This is a genomic window from Paraburkholderia sp. BL9I2N2 (genome assembly GCF_004339745.1).
In the GTDB taxonomy this organism is placed as follows: domain Bacteria; phylum Pseudomonadota; class Gammaproteobacteria; order Burkholderiales; family Burkholderiaceae; genus Paraburkholderia.
Map to the genome: position 1 here is coordinate 1380110 of NZ_SMGP01000001.1, position 14184 is coordinate 1394293.

At 64.3% G+C, this 14184-nt stretch carries 13 protein-coding genes; 3 read left to right on the forward strand and 10 right to left on the reverse strand.

The features are described 5' to 3' along the window. Position 1: 1 nt before the first annotated feature. Both B0G74_RS06490 and B0G74_RS06495 read right to left on the reverse strand, forming a co-directional pair. Positions 2 to 1033: a TrbG/VirB9 family P-type conjugative transfer protein gene (locus B0G74_RS06490; RefSeq protein ID WP_116140970.1), complete on the reverse strand. Its 1032-nt coding sequence runs from the start codon at positions 1031 to 1033 to the stop codon at positions 2 to 4. Continuing rightward, complete coding sequence (locus tag B0G74_RS06495) at positions 1030 to 1785, reverse strand: VirB8/TrbF family protein (protein ID WP_132374050.1); 756 nt, start codon at positions 1783 to 1785, stop codon at positions 1030 to 1032. Before B0G74_RS06495 ends, B0G74_RS06490 begins: the two co-directional genes overlap by 4 nt. A gap of 75 nt (positions 1786 to 1860) precedes the next feature. Between B0G74_RS06495 and B0G74_RS06500 the strand changes: the two genes are divergently transcribed. Continuing rightward, on the forward strand, positions 1861 to 2127 hold the full coding sequence (locus B0G74_RS06500; protein ID WP_116140974.1) for a hypothetical protein: 267 nt from the start codon (positions 1861 to 1863) through the stop codon (positions 2125 to 2127). A gap of 2 nt (positions 2128 to 2129) precedes the next feature. Here B0G74_RS06500 and B0G74_RS06505 read toward each other — a convergent pair whose 3' ends face one another. The 8 genes from B0G74_RS06505 to B0G74_RS06540 are packed head-to-tail and all read right to left on the reverse strand — an operon-like array spanning position 2130 to position 9317. After that, entirely contained in the window at positions 2130 to 3158 is a 1029-nt protein-coding gene (locus B0G74_RS06505) for a type IV secretion system protein (RefSeq protein ID WP_116140976.1), read from the reverse strand. A 20-nt stretch (positions 3159 to 3178) separates the two neighbouring features. Then, a complete protein-coding gene (locus B0G74_RS06510) occupies positions 3179 to 3463 on the reverse strand; it encodes a hypothetical protein (protein ID WP_116140978.1) in 285 nt (94 codons plus the stop codon). A gap of 13 nt (positions 3464 to 3476) precedes the next feature. Beyond that, on the reverse strand, positions 3477 to 4280 hold the full coding sequence (locus B0G74_RS06515) for a conjugal transfer protein TrbJ (RefSeq protein WP_243658126.1): 804 nt from the start codon (positions 4278 to 4280) through the stop codon (positions 3477 to 3479). After that, entirely contained in the window at positions 4273 to 6966 is a 2694-nt protein-coding gene (locus B0G74_RS06520) for a conjugal transfer protein TraC (RefSeq protein WP_132374051.1), read from the reverse strand. The genes B0G74_RS06515 and B0G74_RS06520 overlap by 8 nt, the downstream gene beginning before the upstream one ends. After that, complete coding sequence (locus B0G74_RS06525) at positions 6960 to 7313, reverse strand: VirB3 family type IV secretion system protein (RefSeq protein ID WP_243658127.1); 354 nt, start codon at positions 7311 to 7313, stop codon at positions 6960 to 6962. Before B0G74_RS06525 ends, B0G74_RS06520 begins: the two co-directional genes overlap by 7 nt. 24 nt (positions 7314 to 7337) lie before the next feature. Beyond that, positions 7338 to 7760 carry a hypothetical protein gene (locus tag B0G74_RS06530; protein WP_116140981.1) on the reverse strand — a complete coding sequence of 141 codons (423 nt, stop codon included), beginning with the start codon at positions 7758 to 7760 and terminating at the stop codon, positions 7338 to 7340. Further along, on the reverse strand, positions 7753 to 8802 hold the full coding sequence (locus tag B0G74_RS06535; RefSeq protein WP_132374052.1) for an ATPase, T2SS/T4P/T4SS family: 1050 nt from the start codon (positions 8800 to 8802) through the stop codon (positions 7753 to 7755). Before B0G74_RS06535 ends, B0G74_RS06530 begins: the two co-directional genes overlap by 8 nt. Then, positions 8799 to 9317: a lytic transglycosylase domain-containing protein gene (locus B0G74_RS06540; RefSeq protein WP_132374053.1), complete on the reverse strand. Its 519-nt coding sequence runs from the start codon at positions 9315 to 9317 to the stop codon at positions 8799 to 8801. Before B0G74_RS06540 ends, B0G74_RS06535 begins: the two co-directional genes overlap by 4 nt. Before the next feature lie 438 nt (positions 9318 to 9755). Here B0G74_RS06540 and mobH point away from each other — a divergent pair, with 438 nt between their 5' ends. Beyond that, a complete protein-coding gene (mobH, locus tag B0G74_RS06545) occupies positions 9756 to 12014 on the forward strand; it encodes a MobH family relaxase (protein WP_347814514.1) in 2259 nt (752 codons plus the stop codon). 21 nt (positions 12015 to 12035) lie between these two features. Beyond that, on the forward strand, positions 12036 to 14183 hold the full coding sequence (gene traD, locus B0G74_RS06550) for a type IV conjugative transfer system coupling protein TraD (protein WP_128585429.1): 2148 nt from the start codon (positions 12036 to 12038) through the stop codon (positions 14181 to 14183). Position 14184 lies beyond the last annotated feature (1 nt).

Consider the following 14184-nt stretch of genomic DNA (forward strand, 5'->3'; position numbering starts at 1 on the left):
ATCACGGCTTCCCGTAGACGTTCGTCATGCGCGCTGAATCGCAGCCGAAGAGTCCGCAGCCTTTGCCCTGACCGTTGAAGATCCGGACCTCCTCCTTGCCACGCTTGAGCAGCAACCCATACGGAACGGTCTGCTGGACCTCGTAGAAGTCGTTGCCAAGTGGAACGAAGCTCGCGATCTCAGCTTCCCCCTTGTCGTCCATCAGCAAGATGGCGGGCAGTTCAGCTTGATGCGGAAGCTGGAGGTACGTGAACCGCCCGTCGTCGAACACGATCACGGGCGCGAACGGCGCTTTGCCCTCGACGCGGTAGTCGAAGTTCGCGTGATCGAGCGCAATGTGAGGGCCGTCCGGCCCCGCCGTGTCCGATGCCGGCTGCCCTTCGGGCGTCGCGCGGTCCGGCCGCGCGGCAGCGTTGCTCGTGGGTGCGTTACCCGGGTATTCGATGCCAAACGGTGAGACCTCTCCTACCGTTGTCTGCGCGTCGGCACCCAGGTAGTGCCACGAGACCCGGTGGTACGCCTTGCCGTCATCGGACGATCGCAGGTCGAGTTCGTAGCGCCGGCGGGACGTGATGATGGTGGCGGCATTTTCGAGTCCGGGCAGGCGCGCCTCGATAAATACATCCCGCTTCGTCAGAGCGGTGTGCTCAAGCCAGCGCTTGCCGGTATCCGACAGATAGACGCCCACCACTTCCTCGTCTGGTCCGAACACCAGATGCGTTTCCTGGCTGGTCCGCACGAGCACGGGGTACGAGTAGTCCGGGTCGTAGTCGTATACGACGAGCGACGCGTCATCAGGCGCGGGGTAGGGACCTTTGATCGCCGCAAGCGCCGCCGCTTGCCGGCGGTGCCGGGAGGACGAGGGAGCAGGATGTGGGGGGGCTGGGTCCGGCAGCTTCTGTGCCATGGAGGGTATGCCCGGTGGCAGCGGCGAGGCAGCAGGCGGGGCTGACGACGCGGATTGCCCGTTGGCCGTCGCCATGCTGGCACCGAGCAGCATCGCGACGCATGTGACGGATGCAATGACGTTCATTGCGCTGCTCCAGGATCGACGCCGAGGTAGGGCGTGAGACTGAAATGGGTGATACGCAGGCCGATCGGGTTGTCCTTCTCTTCGCCGGGCTTCAGGGTCTCGGGCGCGAGCAGGAAGCTGATCGTGAGCAGCATCTGTTTCGGTCGCGATGGTTTGCCGTTCACGCTCTCGACCAGTGTGAAGATCAGGTACGCGACCTGGCCATCGGGCGAGAACGAGGTGGAGTTCTCGACGAATTCACGGGTGAGCCCCGGCGTCTGCACGACACGCTGCGCGACGGGATCGGTCACCGTGATCCAGGTTTCGAGCTCCCGCGTCGCCGCACCCGATGTCCAGCCGAACGCAGCGGGGATCTGACGCGTGAGCGTGTTCTGGCTGTCGGCCTCGATCGTGAACACGCGTGAGGCCCATTTCACCAGGAAATAGCGCCTGTTGGCCGCGGTCACTGAATACGTTTCGGCGTAACGGTCCGAGACCCACACCGCGCCGCTCTTTTCATCATGCTCGACAAAATACGGACGCGGACCACTATGCGCACTCTGGACGATCAGTGCTGCGCATTCGCCGGCTGCAATCAGCGCGAAAGCAGCGGCGACCTTGATGGCGAGGCGCTTTTCCCACACGGGCCGCTGAAATGCAGCGAACCATGCGGCCACGGCCTCTCCGGTGTTGGGCGGCGCGAAGAGATCAGTGCCGGCAGGGGCGGCCGGGTCTGAACGGGACGGACGCGACGGTGGCATCTGTTCATCCATCGCTCATGCCTCCGCGCAGGCCCGCGCGTGCGGTGCTAGACTGAAACCCAGTTCACTTGCTGCGCGGGTGCAGCCATGGCCAGACTCAGGATCATCCTGCTGTATTTCGTGCTGCCAGTTTTCCTGTTTGCCGCGTTCCTCCTGTATCAGGTCGGCGCGCAGCATTTCGGCGTCGCGATGATGCTCGCGGGAGCAGTGGGGTTTCTCGCGTGGGCGGCATTTAGCCGGACGCCACGAGACAGGCAGCAGTCTCGGGAGGCAGACGAGCAGCATCTCAGAGATGCAGATGCGTCCTGGAATGCGTACTATGCGAGTCATCAAAACGAAAGTAGGCATCACTGATCTCATTTCAATACGTTGGGCGTCAACTTGTTCCCCATGACACCCTTGCCAAAGCCGCGCAAGCCACCACCAGCGCCGCCTGAGACAAGCGACTTCGCGATGTCCGGCACCTGCCACATCATGAAAGCCCCTACACCGCAGACGAGCGCAAGCGCGAGCATCGCAAGGTAGTTCGTCGCGTAGTATGCGTCACTGTTTGTGCCGCTTTGCATCGCCGTCTGCTGCACGAGGCTCTGGATGCCGGGCAGCACGCCGCTGTAGACGATCGCCATCATCAGCCAGGCCACCACCTTGAAGAGGCCTGCGGAGATCGTGAACCTGAGCCAGCCATCGAAGAGGAATTCACCGGCAGGCAGCACATACCAGGGAATCAGGACCGGTCCGAGGCAGAAGGCAATGTCGAGCAGGAACGAGCCGAACTGCACAACCACGACGAAGATCAACGTCATGAGCGTGATCGCGATGATCGCCAGCGCTTTCGCGAGGAACGCGAGCAGGATCAGCGGCAGGTTCCTGACGAGCGTCCAGATCGAACTCACGCCCGCCGAGTTCGCCCCTGCGTCACTCGTCGCACCGCATTCCTGATGTTCGGTGTTCGGAATCACAACGCCTTCGGGTGTGACATCGGGCACCTCCTCGCACACCTGGGCGGCTTCGGTGCGCACGCCCTGCATGATGGTCGAGGCGGCATTGACGAGCGCACGCAGCAGATCGCCAGGATTGCCGTCGCCGCCGGACACGCGTGAGGCCATCGTTTGCATGTTGTCGACGAAATAGCTATGAACCGTGGTGCTCCACGCGGTGAGCAGCACCAGGATGACCGCGCACCTGATCAGGTGGCGAAACAGGTTCGCGAAGAAGCCGGGGAAGTCGCCCTCGAGCAGCCACAGGAACACGTGCCAGGTCGCGATGATCAGGCCGAGCGCTGCGAGCAGGTCCAGACCGTCTGACAGGAACAGCGTCTGCAGGCTGCCTCCTTTCGTCTGCATCGTCGCGAATAGTATATTGAGGACCGAGATGACGTCGTTCATGACTCAGATTCCACATCCGTTTAGCGCAGACCGCCGGCGAGGCGGACCATAGCCAGCAGTGCAGCGAGCGGCAGCGCGAACCAGCCGGCCGCAAAGACCTGCGGGCTGTCGACCTGCACGATCAGGAGTCCTGTGAGCAGGGACAGGCGGGTATTGCGCGTGATCCGCCGGTCGAAGCGCCACTGCGCGTCTCGTTCCTCGTCGATGGTCTGACGGTGGCCACGGTACGCGCGTACACCCCCGAGGACGAGCCGCAGTTCGGCAGGTGTCATGCACAGCGAGCGGATCAGCCAGCGCAGCAGCATCGTCGCCTCCGGGTCACGGGTTCTGCAGCAGATCGAAGTCCGGCGCGCCCTGCGTCGTCTGCTGTTCCTGCCGGTTGACCCGGCCCATCGCTGCGGCGCGCGCGGCGGCGAGTTGCGCGGCATTGCCCTGGGCCTGCGCCTCGCCGGCGCGGTCCTGCATCTGCTGCGCGACCTGGCGCTGCATGAGCGCGTGCAGGTCCACCATTTCGCCGGCAAGCACGTTCGACTGCTGGTTCAGCATCTGCAGCCCTTGTACGGCGCCGGTGACATTCGGAATCTGGGACTGGATCTGCTGCAGGTTCTCCGCGCGAGCGGCGAGCGTGTTCAGGTTCTGCATGTCCTGCGTGAGCTGCTGCTGGTAGATCCCGCCACGCGTCGAGGCAAGCGACGTGTAGGCCGACAGCCACTGCGCCGGTGACATGCCGGTCGAGTTCATCTCCGACAGGCTGCGCCCGAACAGGCCACTCGTGGCGTTCGCCGCCTGCTGCAGCTGCGTGATCGCTGTCGACAGCGACTGGAAGTTCGCCATCTGTGTGCGGTAGGGGGCGATCGTCTGGTCGATGAGAGAAGCCGGCACCTGCTTCAGGTTCTGGACCATCGTCACATACTGCTGCAGGCGCGTGATCTGCGCCTGGACGTTCTGTTCGACCATCTGCGCCTGCTGCGAAACGGACGAAGCCAGTTCCGCGTGATTCAGGAGTTGCGTGATCTCCGTGGCGCCGCCGGTCATGCCGCCACCGGCCCGGGCAGCACTGACGTGCACAAGTAGACAAATGACGACCGGTGCGCCGATGCGGCCGAGCAGGGCGTTACGCATGGCCGGCCTCCGGCTCGGGCGCGGGCATTGCATCGCCGCGCGCCTGCGCTGCGGCTTCGTCGGTGTACCGTTCCTTCCAGTCCGGATAACCCGAATGCAGATGCCGGTCGAAGACGATCTGGGCGCTCATTTCCGAGCGCAGGATTGCGATTGAGCGGGGATCGAGCGGCACCGAAATGCGCCGCGACGCGCCACCCTGTTCGGCGATGAAGTAGTCGCGCTTTGCGACGAGCTTCTGGATCGTGCGGATCTGACCGTCGGACAGGCCGAAGTCGCGCTGGTAGGCGGTCTTCGCGGAGGGCGTAAAGTTCTCGACGGGCACAAACACGCGCACGAGTACGTTGTCGCGGATCTGCGGCCAGACGGACGAGGACGATACCTGCTCGGGCGACTGGGCATCCATCCATACGCAGCCGAGCTTCTTGCGCATCGTGACAATCCAGTTGCCGATCTGCGCGGCGAATGCCTCATCGTCGAGGAGGTTCCAGATCTCGGGCAGCATCACGAGCGTCGGGCCGATCACGCCGTTCGCGCGTCGCTGCTCGAGCGAATCCTGGATGCGGTAGGTGACGTACGACAGGAATGGCCGTGCGATCACCGGGCTCGCGAGAATCCGGTCAGTTGCCATCGAGACCCAGTGCGCGTCATCGAAGCTGTCGTCGACATTGTCGAAGTAGTGGGCGTGCACGGCCCCGCCGACCCACAGCGCCAGTTCGTCCGCGAGCGGCCCTGCCGGCAATGACGCGTGGACCGTGCCCAGTCGCCAGAGCCGCCGGTCGGTGCGGCTGCCCCGGCTACGAACCGCGGCGAATGCCGTTTCCAGCTCGCGCCGGTCGCCGGCGCTCACGCGATACGTGCCGCGTTGCTGCACGAGCAGTACGACCCATTCGACGAGGAATTCGAGATGCCGCTGATCAGCCAGCAGCACCAGCGGATTCATCTGCGCACGCTCGTCGCTGCGGACGTCTCCCGCCTCGCTGTCGAAATGCATGTAGCGACCACCCTGCAGGATCGTCGGGATGCGCATCGACAGATCCTTGTCGAAGCCATAGAGCCGGGCGTTCGGATACTTGCGAAAGAGCGTCGCGCACAGCAGCATGAAGATCGTCTTGCCGAAGCCGGTGCGCCCACATACCAGCATGTGCCCGACATCACCCAGAAAGCCGGTAAACCAGTAGGGTGTGCCGAACTCCGTTGGGAACGCAGCCAGCGCGGGACAAAGCACGCCGGTTTCCTTTGTCAGATGCGCGTTGATGCGGTGGCCGTCCGAGACACCGCGCAGCGGCAGCAGGCGGGAAAGGGCTTCCGTGTCGATGAACGACCATCGCGCACATTCGCGCCACATGCCGGGAATCGTGGTTGCGAACGCAGAAAGGGCGTGAAGGGTTTCGCGCAACGGCGTGAAGTGCGCTGCGCGCAGCGCTTCCTCTACTGCCTTGTGGGTGGCCACGGCCTGGGTCCATGCCGCGTCAGCGGCGTGGCCATCATCGAACGGCCCTGTCTCGAATACTGGCGAGTACGACAGCACGGACAGGTTGTAGTACCCGTACAGCTCTTCAGCCATCTCGACCTTGCCGGCGCGGCGGTTGGCTTCGTCGGCCGCCGCCGAACGTGCCTGGTTCTGCCGCGCACCAGACATGTCGCCGCCGCGCAGCGTGGCGGCAAGGAGCGATCGCGTATCGAGCCGGCGTCCTTCGTGATAGCGGCGCACGCCGTCGATGAAGCGCATCGTGGCAGAAGGGGATGTGACCCGGAAGCAGTGACTGATGGTTACCTCGCCCGGTACCTTGAGCAGGCCGTCGAGACTGGTCGGCAGAACGCTGTCCGGCCAGAAGTCACGGCGGCCTGGAATGCCTGCTGCGATCCCGAAGCGCTGGCGACCGCCAGCGTAGAAATGGAGGTAGTCGTGGCCGGGCCGCACTTCGGTATCGCACATGGCGACGTCGAGCGCAGGAATGTCGGGGACCGGCACGGCCTGCAGATGATCGCTGGCGGGCGAGCCGCAGGCGTGCATGAAGGCACCCAACCTGTCGCCGGACAGCCGTCGGCAGGCGAGGCGCGGGTTGCCGGCCACGAAGCCAAACAGGATGTGCTCGAACGTTTCGACGACGGTCGCAAGTTCCGAGGCGGTGTACGCGAACAGGTACTGGTCCGAGAACGTGCCGCGCACGGCCTGCATCAGCGACCGGGCGACGGGAAGCCCGTCGCGCGTCATCCCGTGCGAGACCTTGCCCGCGAAGCGATCGATGCCGACCTCGGGCGCCAGCGTGAAGGTCACGTAGTGACGGTTTGTATAGTTCGCAGCCTGCTCGAACGTTGCCCGTCGGGCGTCGTCCACCTGCTGTGAAACCGGATCCGGCATCGGTGCGCTGAGATACTGCGCGCTGCGCCGGCGGTGGACGGTCCACCACATCGTGACCGGACGGCGCGCCGTGTCGCGCAGGGACGTGACAAGGTTGTCCATCAGTTCGAGGATGTGGCCCGTCGACAGCGCATCGGCGTCGGGTCCTGAAAACGCGTACGTCGCCATCAACGCTGAGTCCTTGTTGACGACGAGCGCGTCGCTAAAGCGGAAGAGCCACGGCACCAGTTCGGCGGTCGAGCGCCGATCGCCATCAGTGCGTCGTGCAACGCGGGCCAGCGATTCGCTGTCGAACGGGGAGCGTGCAAAGGCGGACTTCAGCATGGCAACCCTCGCGCAAAGCCTTTCGGGCGCGCGTTGACCTTCTGGCGCAGGAGATGGCGCGGTTCGTAGTAATCGCCCTGGCGGCTGTATTTGGTGTAGCAGCGGATCTGGTCCGGATCGCGCCGCACGGCAAGCCACAGCACCGGGTGCGTCACCAGCACCGCGAGCAGCACCCACGCGTTGCGCATACCGGCGGCAAACGTGATCACGATGGCACCCTGTGCGATGCACCAGCGACGGTCGATGCCGAGCAGCAGGAACTGTTCGAGCATCGTCTTGCGGATGCGTGCAGCGAGCGGATTGTCCGGTTCGCTGTCCGCGCGTTGATCGGCGTGCTGTGCGTCCATTGCGTGTGTCCTCAGAGGTGTCCGTCAGAGCGTGCCGGTGCAGGCCGCGCCATGGTTGAAGACCTGTGCCCACAGCAGCGGCATGTTGAGAATCGCAAGCGTGCCGAGCACCCCGCGCAGTACGTGCGTCTTGATGTTGCTGCGACCATCGTCGAGCAGCCACAGCACGATCGAGCCGACCAGTGCGGAGAGGGACACGACTTCCAGCAGCTCGTTGTCGAGCACGTCCTGATAGACGGTGCACAGGCCACCGTTCCAGATGCCCGCATGAGCGATAACCGGGATCGAGCCAAGCCACAACGCAGTGAGGACTGCCCGGATGGGACGTTCATGGAGCAGCACAAGACTTCGCCACGCTGTGCGAACTGCGCGACACCAGCCGACGGCAGGGGAGACCGCGCGGCGCATGGCAATCACGCCCCGGGAGGTATGGGTGGTTTCAGGCATGGGCTGCCTCCTCGACATCGGCGTAGCGGGAAAAGAGACAGCGCGTGCGGTAACGGTCGTGCTCGACGCCGAGCACTTCGCGGATTTCGACGGGGCCGCGTATCGCGCCCTGCCGCTCGGCATGCACGAAGAATCGGAACGTCGAGGCAATCTTCTGGCGCAGGTCGGCGATGCTCATCAGGCGCCCCTCGTCACTCATGCGGATGAGCGATTCGAGTCGCGCGGGTGCCGTGTCAGCCGAGTCAGCGTGAAACGACACGATGGAGCCGGGGTGTCCCGTGTTGAGCGCTTCCATCAGGTCGAAGGCTTCAGCGCCGCGCACTTCGCCGACGATGATCCGGTCGGGGCGGATGCGCAGCGAGAAGCGCACGAGATCGCGGATGGTGATGCCGAGGTTGGCTTCCAGGCCCACGTGGTTCGGCGCGTGGACCTGAAGCTCCGCTGTATCCTCGATGGTAACGATCCGGTCGCTTGCCGGCATCGCATCGATCATCGCGTTGAGCAACGTGGTCTTGCCGGACGAAGTGCCGCCCGAAAATGCGACATTGATCCGCTCACGCATGACCCACTGGAAGAACTCGCACAACGCGGCACCACCGCCTGACAGCCGGTCGAGCAGGGCCGCATTGCGGCGCGGGGAGAAGGCGCGCTGCGCGGCAGGCAGTACGTCTAACGCGCCACTGCGCACGTAGTCGGCCAGACCGATGCGGCGGCGCGCGTGCTTTCGGATCGACAGCATATCGCCGTGAATGGCGACCGGCTGGCGGGCTGCGGCAAGACGAAGGCCGGGCAGCCGCGCATCGAGCAGTGGGGTCTGCGCTTTCGCATTGACGTTGGCGAGGATCGTGATCGCGCGATCGAGCGCGTCAGGATTCAGGTCGCACCGGGCCACAAACGAGATGATGCCGTTGCGCTCGACGAAAATGGTGTCCGCGCGGTTGACCATGATTTCCTGCACGTCGGGATCGGCGAGCATCGGTTGCAGCGGGCCGAGGTAATCGTTCAGTACCTCGATCGCGTATTCGTACGTGACCCGGCTCATTGCGCGTTCCCCCATGCGATGGGTTCAAAAAGCCGGGCAATGAAGTTCGAGCTGGAATGCCTGGCGGTCACGGCTTCCTGCGGCTGAGCCACGGGTGCCGGAGCCAGGCGCAATTCGCGGTAGACGCGTCGCGCATAGGCAATGCGCTTCTCGCGTGTGCCGGCGTTGTACGCACCGATGGCATCCCATGTGAGTCCGAGGCGATGGATGTCCTGCGACAGGATCCATGCGCCGACATAGGCATTGGTGCAGCCGTCATGGAGGCCTGCGCGCGAGACGCCGAAGCGCGAGAGCGTCACGAGCCACCGGCTGTTGATCTGCATCAGCCCAATGTCGGTGGTGCCGTCATCATTCAGATGGACGACACCCGCGCGCTGTCCCGATTCGATGGTGGCGATCGCGCGTACCAGCTGGACGTTGACGTAATGGAACCGCGCGGCATCGTCGATGCAGTCGGCGCGGCTGGTCGCTGCAACGAGCAATGTGCACAGGGACATCATCGGGACCCGCTTCACGTTGACCTCATCCGGTTGGGGTTGCCTGAAGGAAACAGAAGCTGCGAAAAAGAATCTGCGAAAAAGAACCTGCCGGGAGCGGGGCGCAGCCCGGCAGGTCAACAGCGCGCGTCAGTCCAGGGGGAAGGACTGACGGCTTCACTGTAGGCAGCGCAGGTGCCGGTATGGCCGGAATGCCAGCAGCAAAGCGCTGCGGCTCGCGCCGTCATTTTTTGACGGGGCCAATGAACGGAGCCGACAGCGCGCGTGCTGTCCATTGCGGGATAAAGGCGTTGCAAGAAAGCTGGAAAGGCAAGGGGAATGAAGGACGCGTAAAGGGAAGGGCCCAATCCAAAGGCCGCGGGTGATGCTGGGATGAATCGCATCACCCGCTCAAAGGCGCAAACGGCGAAGGGCAAAAAAGGGGTTCTGCTGCAAGAGAGAAAGACGCTGCGGCCTTTGCCGCAGAAGGCCGGGAAAGGACCGGCCGGCGGCTCGCAAGTGAGACCATCTGTGGAGCAGTATGACTGCGCGGTGCGGCATCCCGTCGCGCAGTTATTTGCGTCGGTTCCAGCAGCGCGATGCGTACCGTTCAACCATGGCGACCTTTCGCGAGGCCTCACGACCGAGGCTGATCCCGTTCTCCCGTTCAGCCGGAAACCCCACATGGCTTTTGCCAATGCCCTTGACTGGTTGAAGTTGCAACAAGCGACGGTGCATGCGACTCCGCCGCTGCCTCCGGCTGCGCCGCCCGCGCAGCCTGTCAGGCGCAGCGTGCCGCCTTCGCCGCAATACCTGCCGGTACTGGGATACCGTGAGCTGATTCAGCGAACCGGTGTTGAGGGGACAGTCCAGCGTATCGCCAGCAGTCTGGGTCTGTCTTTCGACAGCGAGAAGCGCGACCTCGAACCGTTGCTGCAGCGGCTCACGGAATTCGTGCAGCTCCTGCCCGCATCGGAATCGCATCATCACGCGCAACCGGGCGGCCTGCTGATTCACCTGCTCGAGGTGGCGCGCTATGCGCTGCATTTCCGTGAGGGGTACCGGCTGCCGCTGGGGGCGAGTCCCGAAGACCAGATGCAGCACGGAGCGCGGTGCAGTTATGCGGTCCTGGTCGGCGCGCTGCTGCACGACATAGGCAAGCCGCTCGCGGATCTGAAGGTCGAACTGGTTTGCAGGCACGAACTCCGTCCCTGGGTGCCGATGGCCGGCAGCATGAACGGGCAGGGTGGCGAGTGGTATCGCGTGGATTTCCCGGCGCCTGGCGAGCGCGATTACGGCGCCCATTCGCGTCTTGCCATCGTGCTGCTGCAGCGCGTCGTGCCACCGGCGTCATTGAGCTGGCTGGCCCAGTATCCGCCGGTGCTGCATGAACTAGCTGCCTACCTATCCGGCGAGACCAGCTCGAAAGACAGCGCGCTGGCGAAGATCGTCGGCGATGCGGATCGCCGCTCGGTAGCGGAAAACCTGCTCGCCGGTCCCCGTACGCGGTTTGCGACGGCGCGCGCGGTTCCGTTGATCGAGCGGTTGATGGAAGGGCTGCGACGGCTTCTGGCCGAGGGCGGCGTGCCGCTTAACCGTGCGGGAGCCACCGGCTATTGCGACGGCGAATCGCTGTGGTGCGTGGCGAAAACGCTGGCCGAGGCTGTCCGCACTTACGTCGCGTCGCATGAAGAGCAACAGCGCGGCGCGGCTGGCATCCCGTCGGACAACAACCGGCTCTTCGACACGTGGCAGGAATACGGTGCGCTGGTGCCGACGCCGGAAGGCGGCGCCATCTGGACCATCACAGTGACGATTGGTGCCTGGCAGCAAACGTTCACGGTCCTGCGCTTTCCGCTCGATCGGCTCTACGCCGATCCGGCTCGCTATCCGCGTGCGCTACCGGCGGCCTCGGTTCAGGTTATCGAAGTGGGCGCTGTGCCGAACCCGACAGCTGAATGTGTCGAGCTCACTGATGAGGGCGTGACTGAAGCACACGCAGAGCTTGGCCCGCAAACGTCGTCGCCAGTCGCGGCCGATGACTTGCCCGACCCGCAGGAGAGCGCTGCGTTCGATGCCGGCACGCCGTCCATGAACGAGCGTGAGCAGGCTTATCTGCCGGACGCAGAGAGCGCCGCCGTGCTGAACGATGAAATCGTTGATCGCGACGGGAGAAGAGATCCTGCACTCGTACCGGATCTGGTGAGCGCCCCGGTTCGCCCGCGCGAGAAGGCGCGGGTTCCGTCGCGATCCATTGCCTCCCGGGCGGGTGCCCGGCAGCCGCGGCCAAATGCCGAACGGTTCATGGCCTGGGTGCAGGAGGGGGTTGCCAATGGCGGGTTGCCGTACAACGAATCGATGGCCCGTGTACATTTTGTGCCGGAGGGTATGCTGCTGGTGACGCCCGCGATCTTCCGCGATTTCGCGCAGGCTCATCCCGACGCGATCGAACAGACGCTGGCGGAAGATGGCGCAACCCCGGAACCGTGGAAGCAGGTCCAGCGTGATTTCCAGAAGTCCGGCTATCCGGTGACCGCCGATGCGGGCGGCGCGGGGCGCTCCTATCTGCTCCACTACACCATCAAGGGCGCCGGCGGCCGTCAGTTATCTGCGATGCTCGTTCCGGAGCCTGAGCGGTTCTTCAGTCCCGTGCCGCCGCCGAACGTGATGATCCAGTCGAAGCAGAAGGCGGTCGTAGCGCAAGACGCCGATTCACCTCGGTCGTCTGAGGCGTAACGAGGCACCGGGGCGACGGCGATGGCGTATCCGGTCGAGAACTTCTTTCGCAGGCCCGTCGAACTGGTGTCCTCCATTGGGGCGCTCGCTGCGACCGGCATCCTTTGGTCCCACCCGGCACTCTTTCTCATCACGCCCGCGACGGGCGGCGTCACGACCCTCGCGCTGCTGTCACTCGCCTACGTTCGCGGGCGACAGGCGTGGCGGCTGATCCGCTTCCAGCGCAATCTTCGCCGCTTGCCGCAGTACGTGATCCCCGCAGCCGACATTCCGTGCTCCGCGAAGGAGGTGTTCCTCGGACGCGGCTTTCGCTGGAGCGTTATTCACACGCAGCGGCTCTATCAGGCCCGTTTTCCCGAAAATCGCCGGCTGCTTGCCCGCAATGACCTGTACGACCGGGCGCGGGACCATGAGCGCCGCTATCCCGGTAGCCGGATTGCACAGGTGACCCGCCGTGAGGCACGGTGGAATCCCGTCGCGCCGTTGCCGCCAGTTGGAGGAGACCCCGCGCTGCATGGCGTCGAACCGGACGAGCGGGCCATCTGGTTCGACATGGCCGAGCGTGTGGGGCACATGGCCGTGCTTGGGACAACGCGCGTGGGCAAGACCCGCCTGTGCGAGGTGCTGGTGGCCCAGGACATCCGCCGCGGTGACGTCGTGATCGTGTTCGATCCGAAGGGCGACGTCGACCTGCTGCTGCGCATGTATGCGGAAGCGAAACGTTGCGGGCGGGAGAGCGAGTTCACGTTCTTCCACCTCGGCTATCCCGACAGGTCGGCGCGCTATAGCCCGATCGGCACGTATTCGCGGATCACCGAGGTTGCCACGCGCATTGCCGGCAATCTGCCGAAGGAGGGGCAGTCCGCTGCATTTCGCGACTTTGTCTGGCGTTTCGTGAACGTAATGGCCCGGGCGATGAGTGCGCTCGGGATTCGCCCAACCTACGAGATGATTTACCGGAACGCGGTGAACATCGACGGGCTCGCGTTACGGTACTTCCGCTTCTGGCTCGATCGTGATTACCCGGGATGGGAGGACGGGCTCGAGCCGCTGGACAAGGAAGAGGCGAAGCAGGCGATGCGCCTGCAGCGCAACCAGGAAGTGCTGCAGGTGGCGAACCTGATCCGGCAGCAGGGCTGGACCGATCCGATCGCCAATGGCCTGCTGTCGGTCATCAGCAACGAACGCTCGTATTTCGACAAGCTCGTGTCGTCGCTGTATCCGCTCCTGGAAAAGCTCACCACAGGTCGCACATCAGAACTCCTGTCGCCCGACTATGATGATCCCCACGATCCGCGTCCCGTGTTCGACTGGAATCGCGTGATGGATCGCGGCGGGATTGTGTATGTCGGACTGGACGCGTTGTCGGATTTCGAGGTGGCTGGCGTGGTCGGCAATGCGATGTTCGCGGACCTGACGTCGACCGCGGGCCGCATCTACAAGTACGGGCATGGCTATGGGCAAAGCACGGCAGGCGGCCGGCGGCGCGTCTCGATCCATGCGGACGAGTTCAACGAACTGGTCGGCGACGAATTCGTGCCGTTGGTCAACAAGGCGGGCGGCGCCGGTTATCAGGTCACCGCCTACACGCAGACGAGCGCTGATCTTGAAGCCAGGATCGGCTCAAGGGCGAAGGCCGAACAGATTTTCGGGAACTTCAATACGGTCGTGATGCTGCGGGTGAAGTACGTCACGACCGCGAAGATTCTGACCGACCAGCTCCCGATGGTCGATGTGAAATCACTGACGCTTGCGTCGTCCGCGACGGATGCGGTAAGGCACGGCGAGGGCGTGCATTTCACGGCGCAGACACACGACCAGATCTCGGTACGACAGGTACCGATGCTGCAGGCATCTGATCTGACGCAGTTGCCCAAGGGCCAGGCGTTCGCGCTCATCGAGGGCGGCCAGCTGGTCAAGGTGCGGCTGCCGCTGCTCGACGCGCATGACCCGATCATGCTGCCGGGGCTGGACGACGTGGTGGCAGACATGCGATCCCGCTATGCGTCCTATGTCCAGGCGGTGTCGCCGTTCGACGAGGCAGGAGGTGTGTCGCCCGATGCTATTGGCGGCGCCGTAGGCAGCTTCATGCCGGTCCACGCGGATGCCGGTACGCCCGCACCGATCTCTGGACCGTGGACGGTGCAGGGCAAGGGTGCCGGGTTCTGAC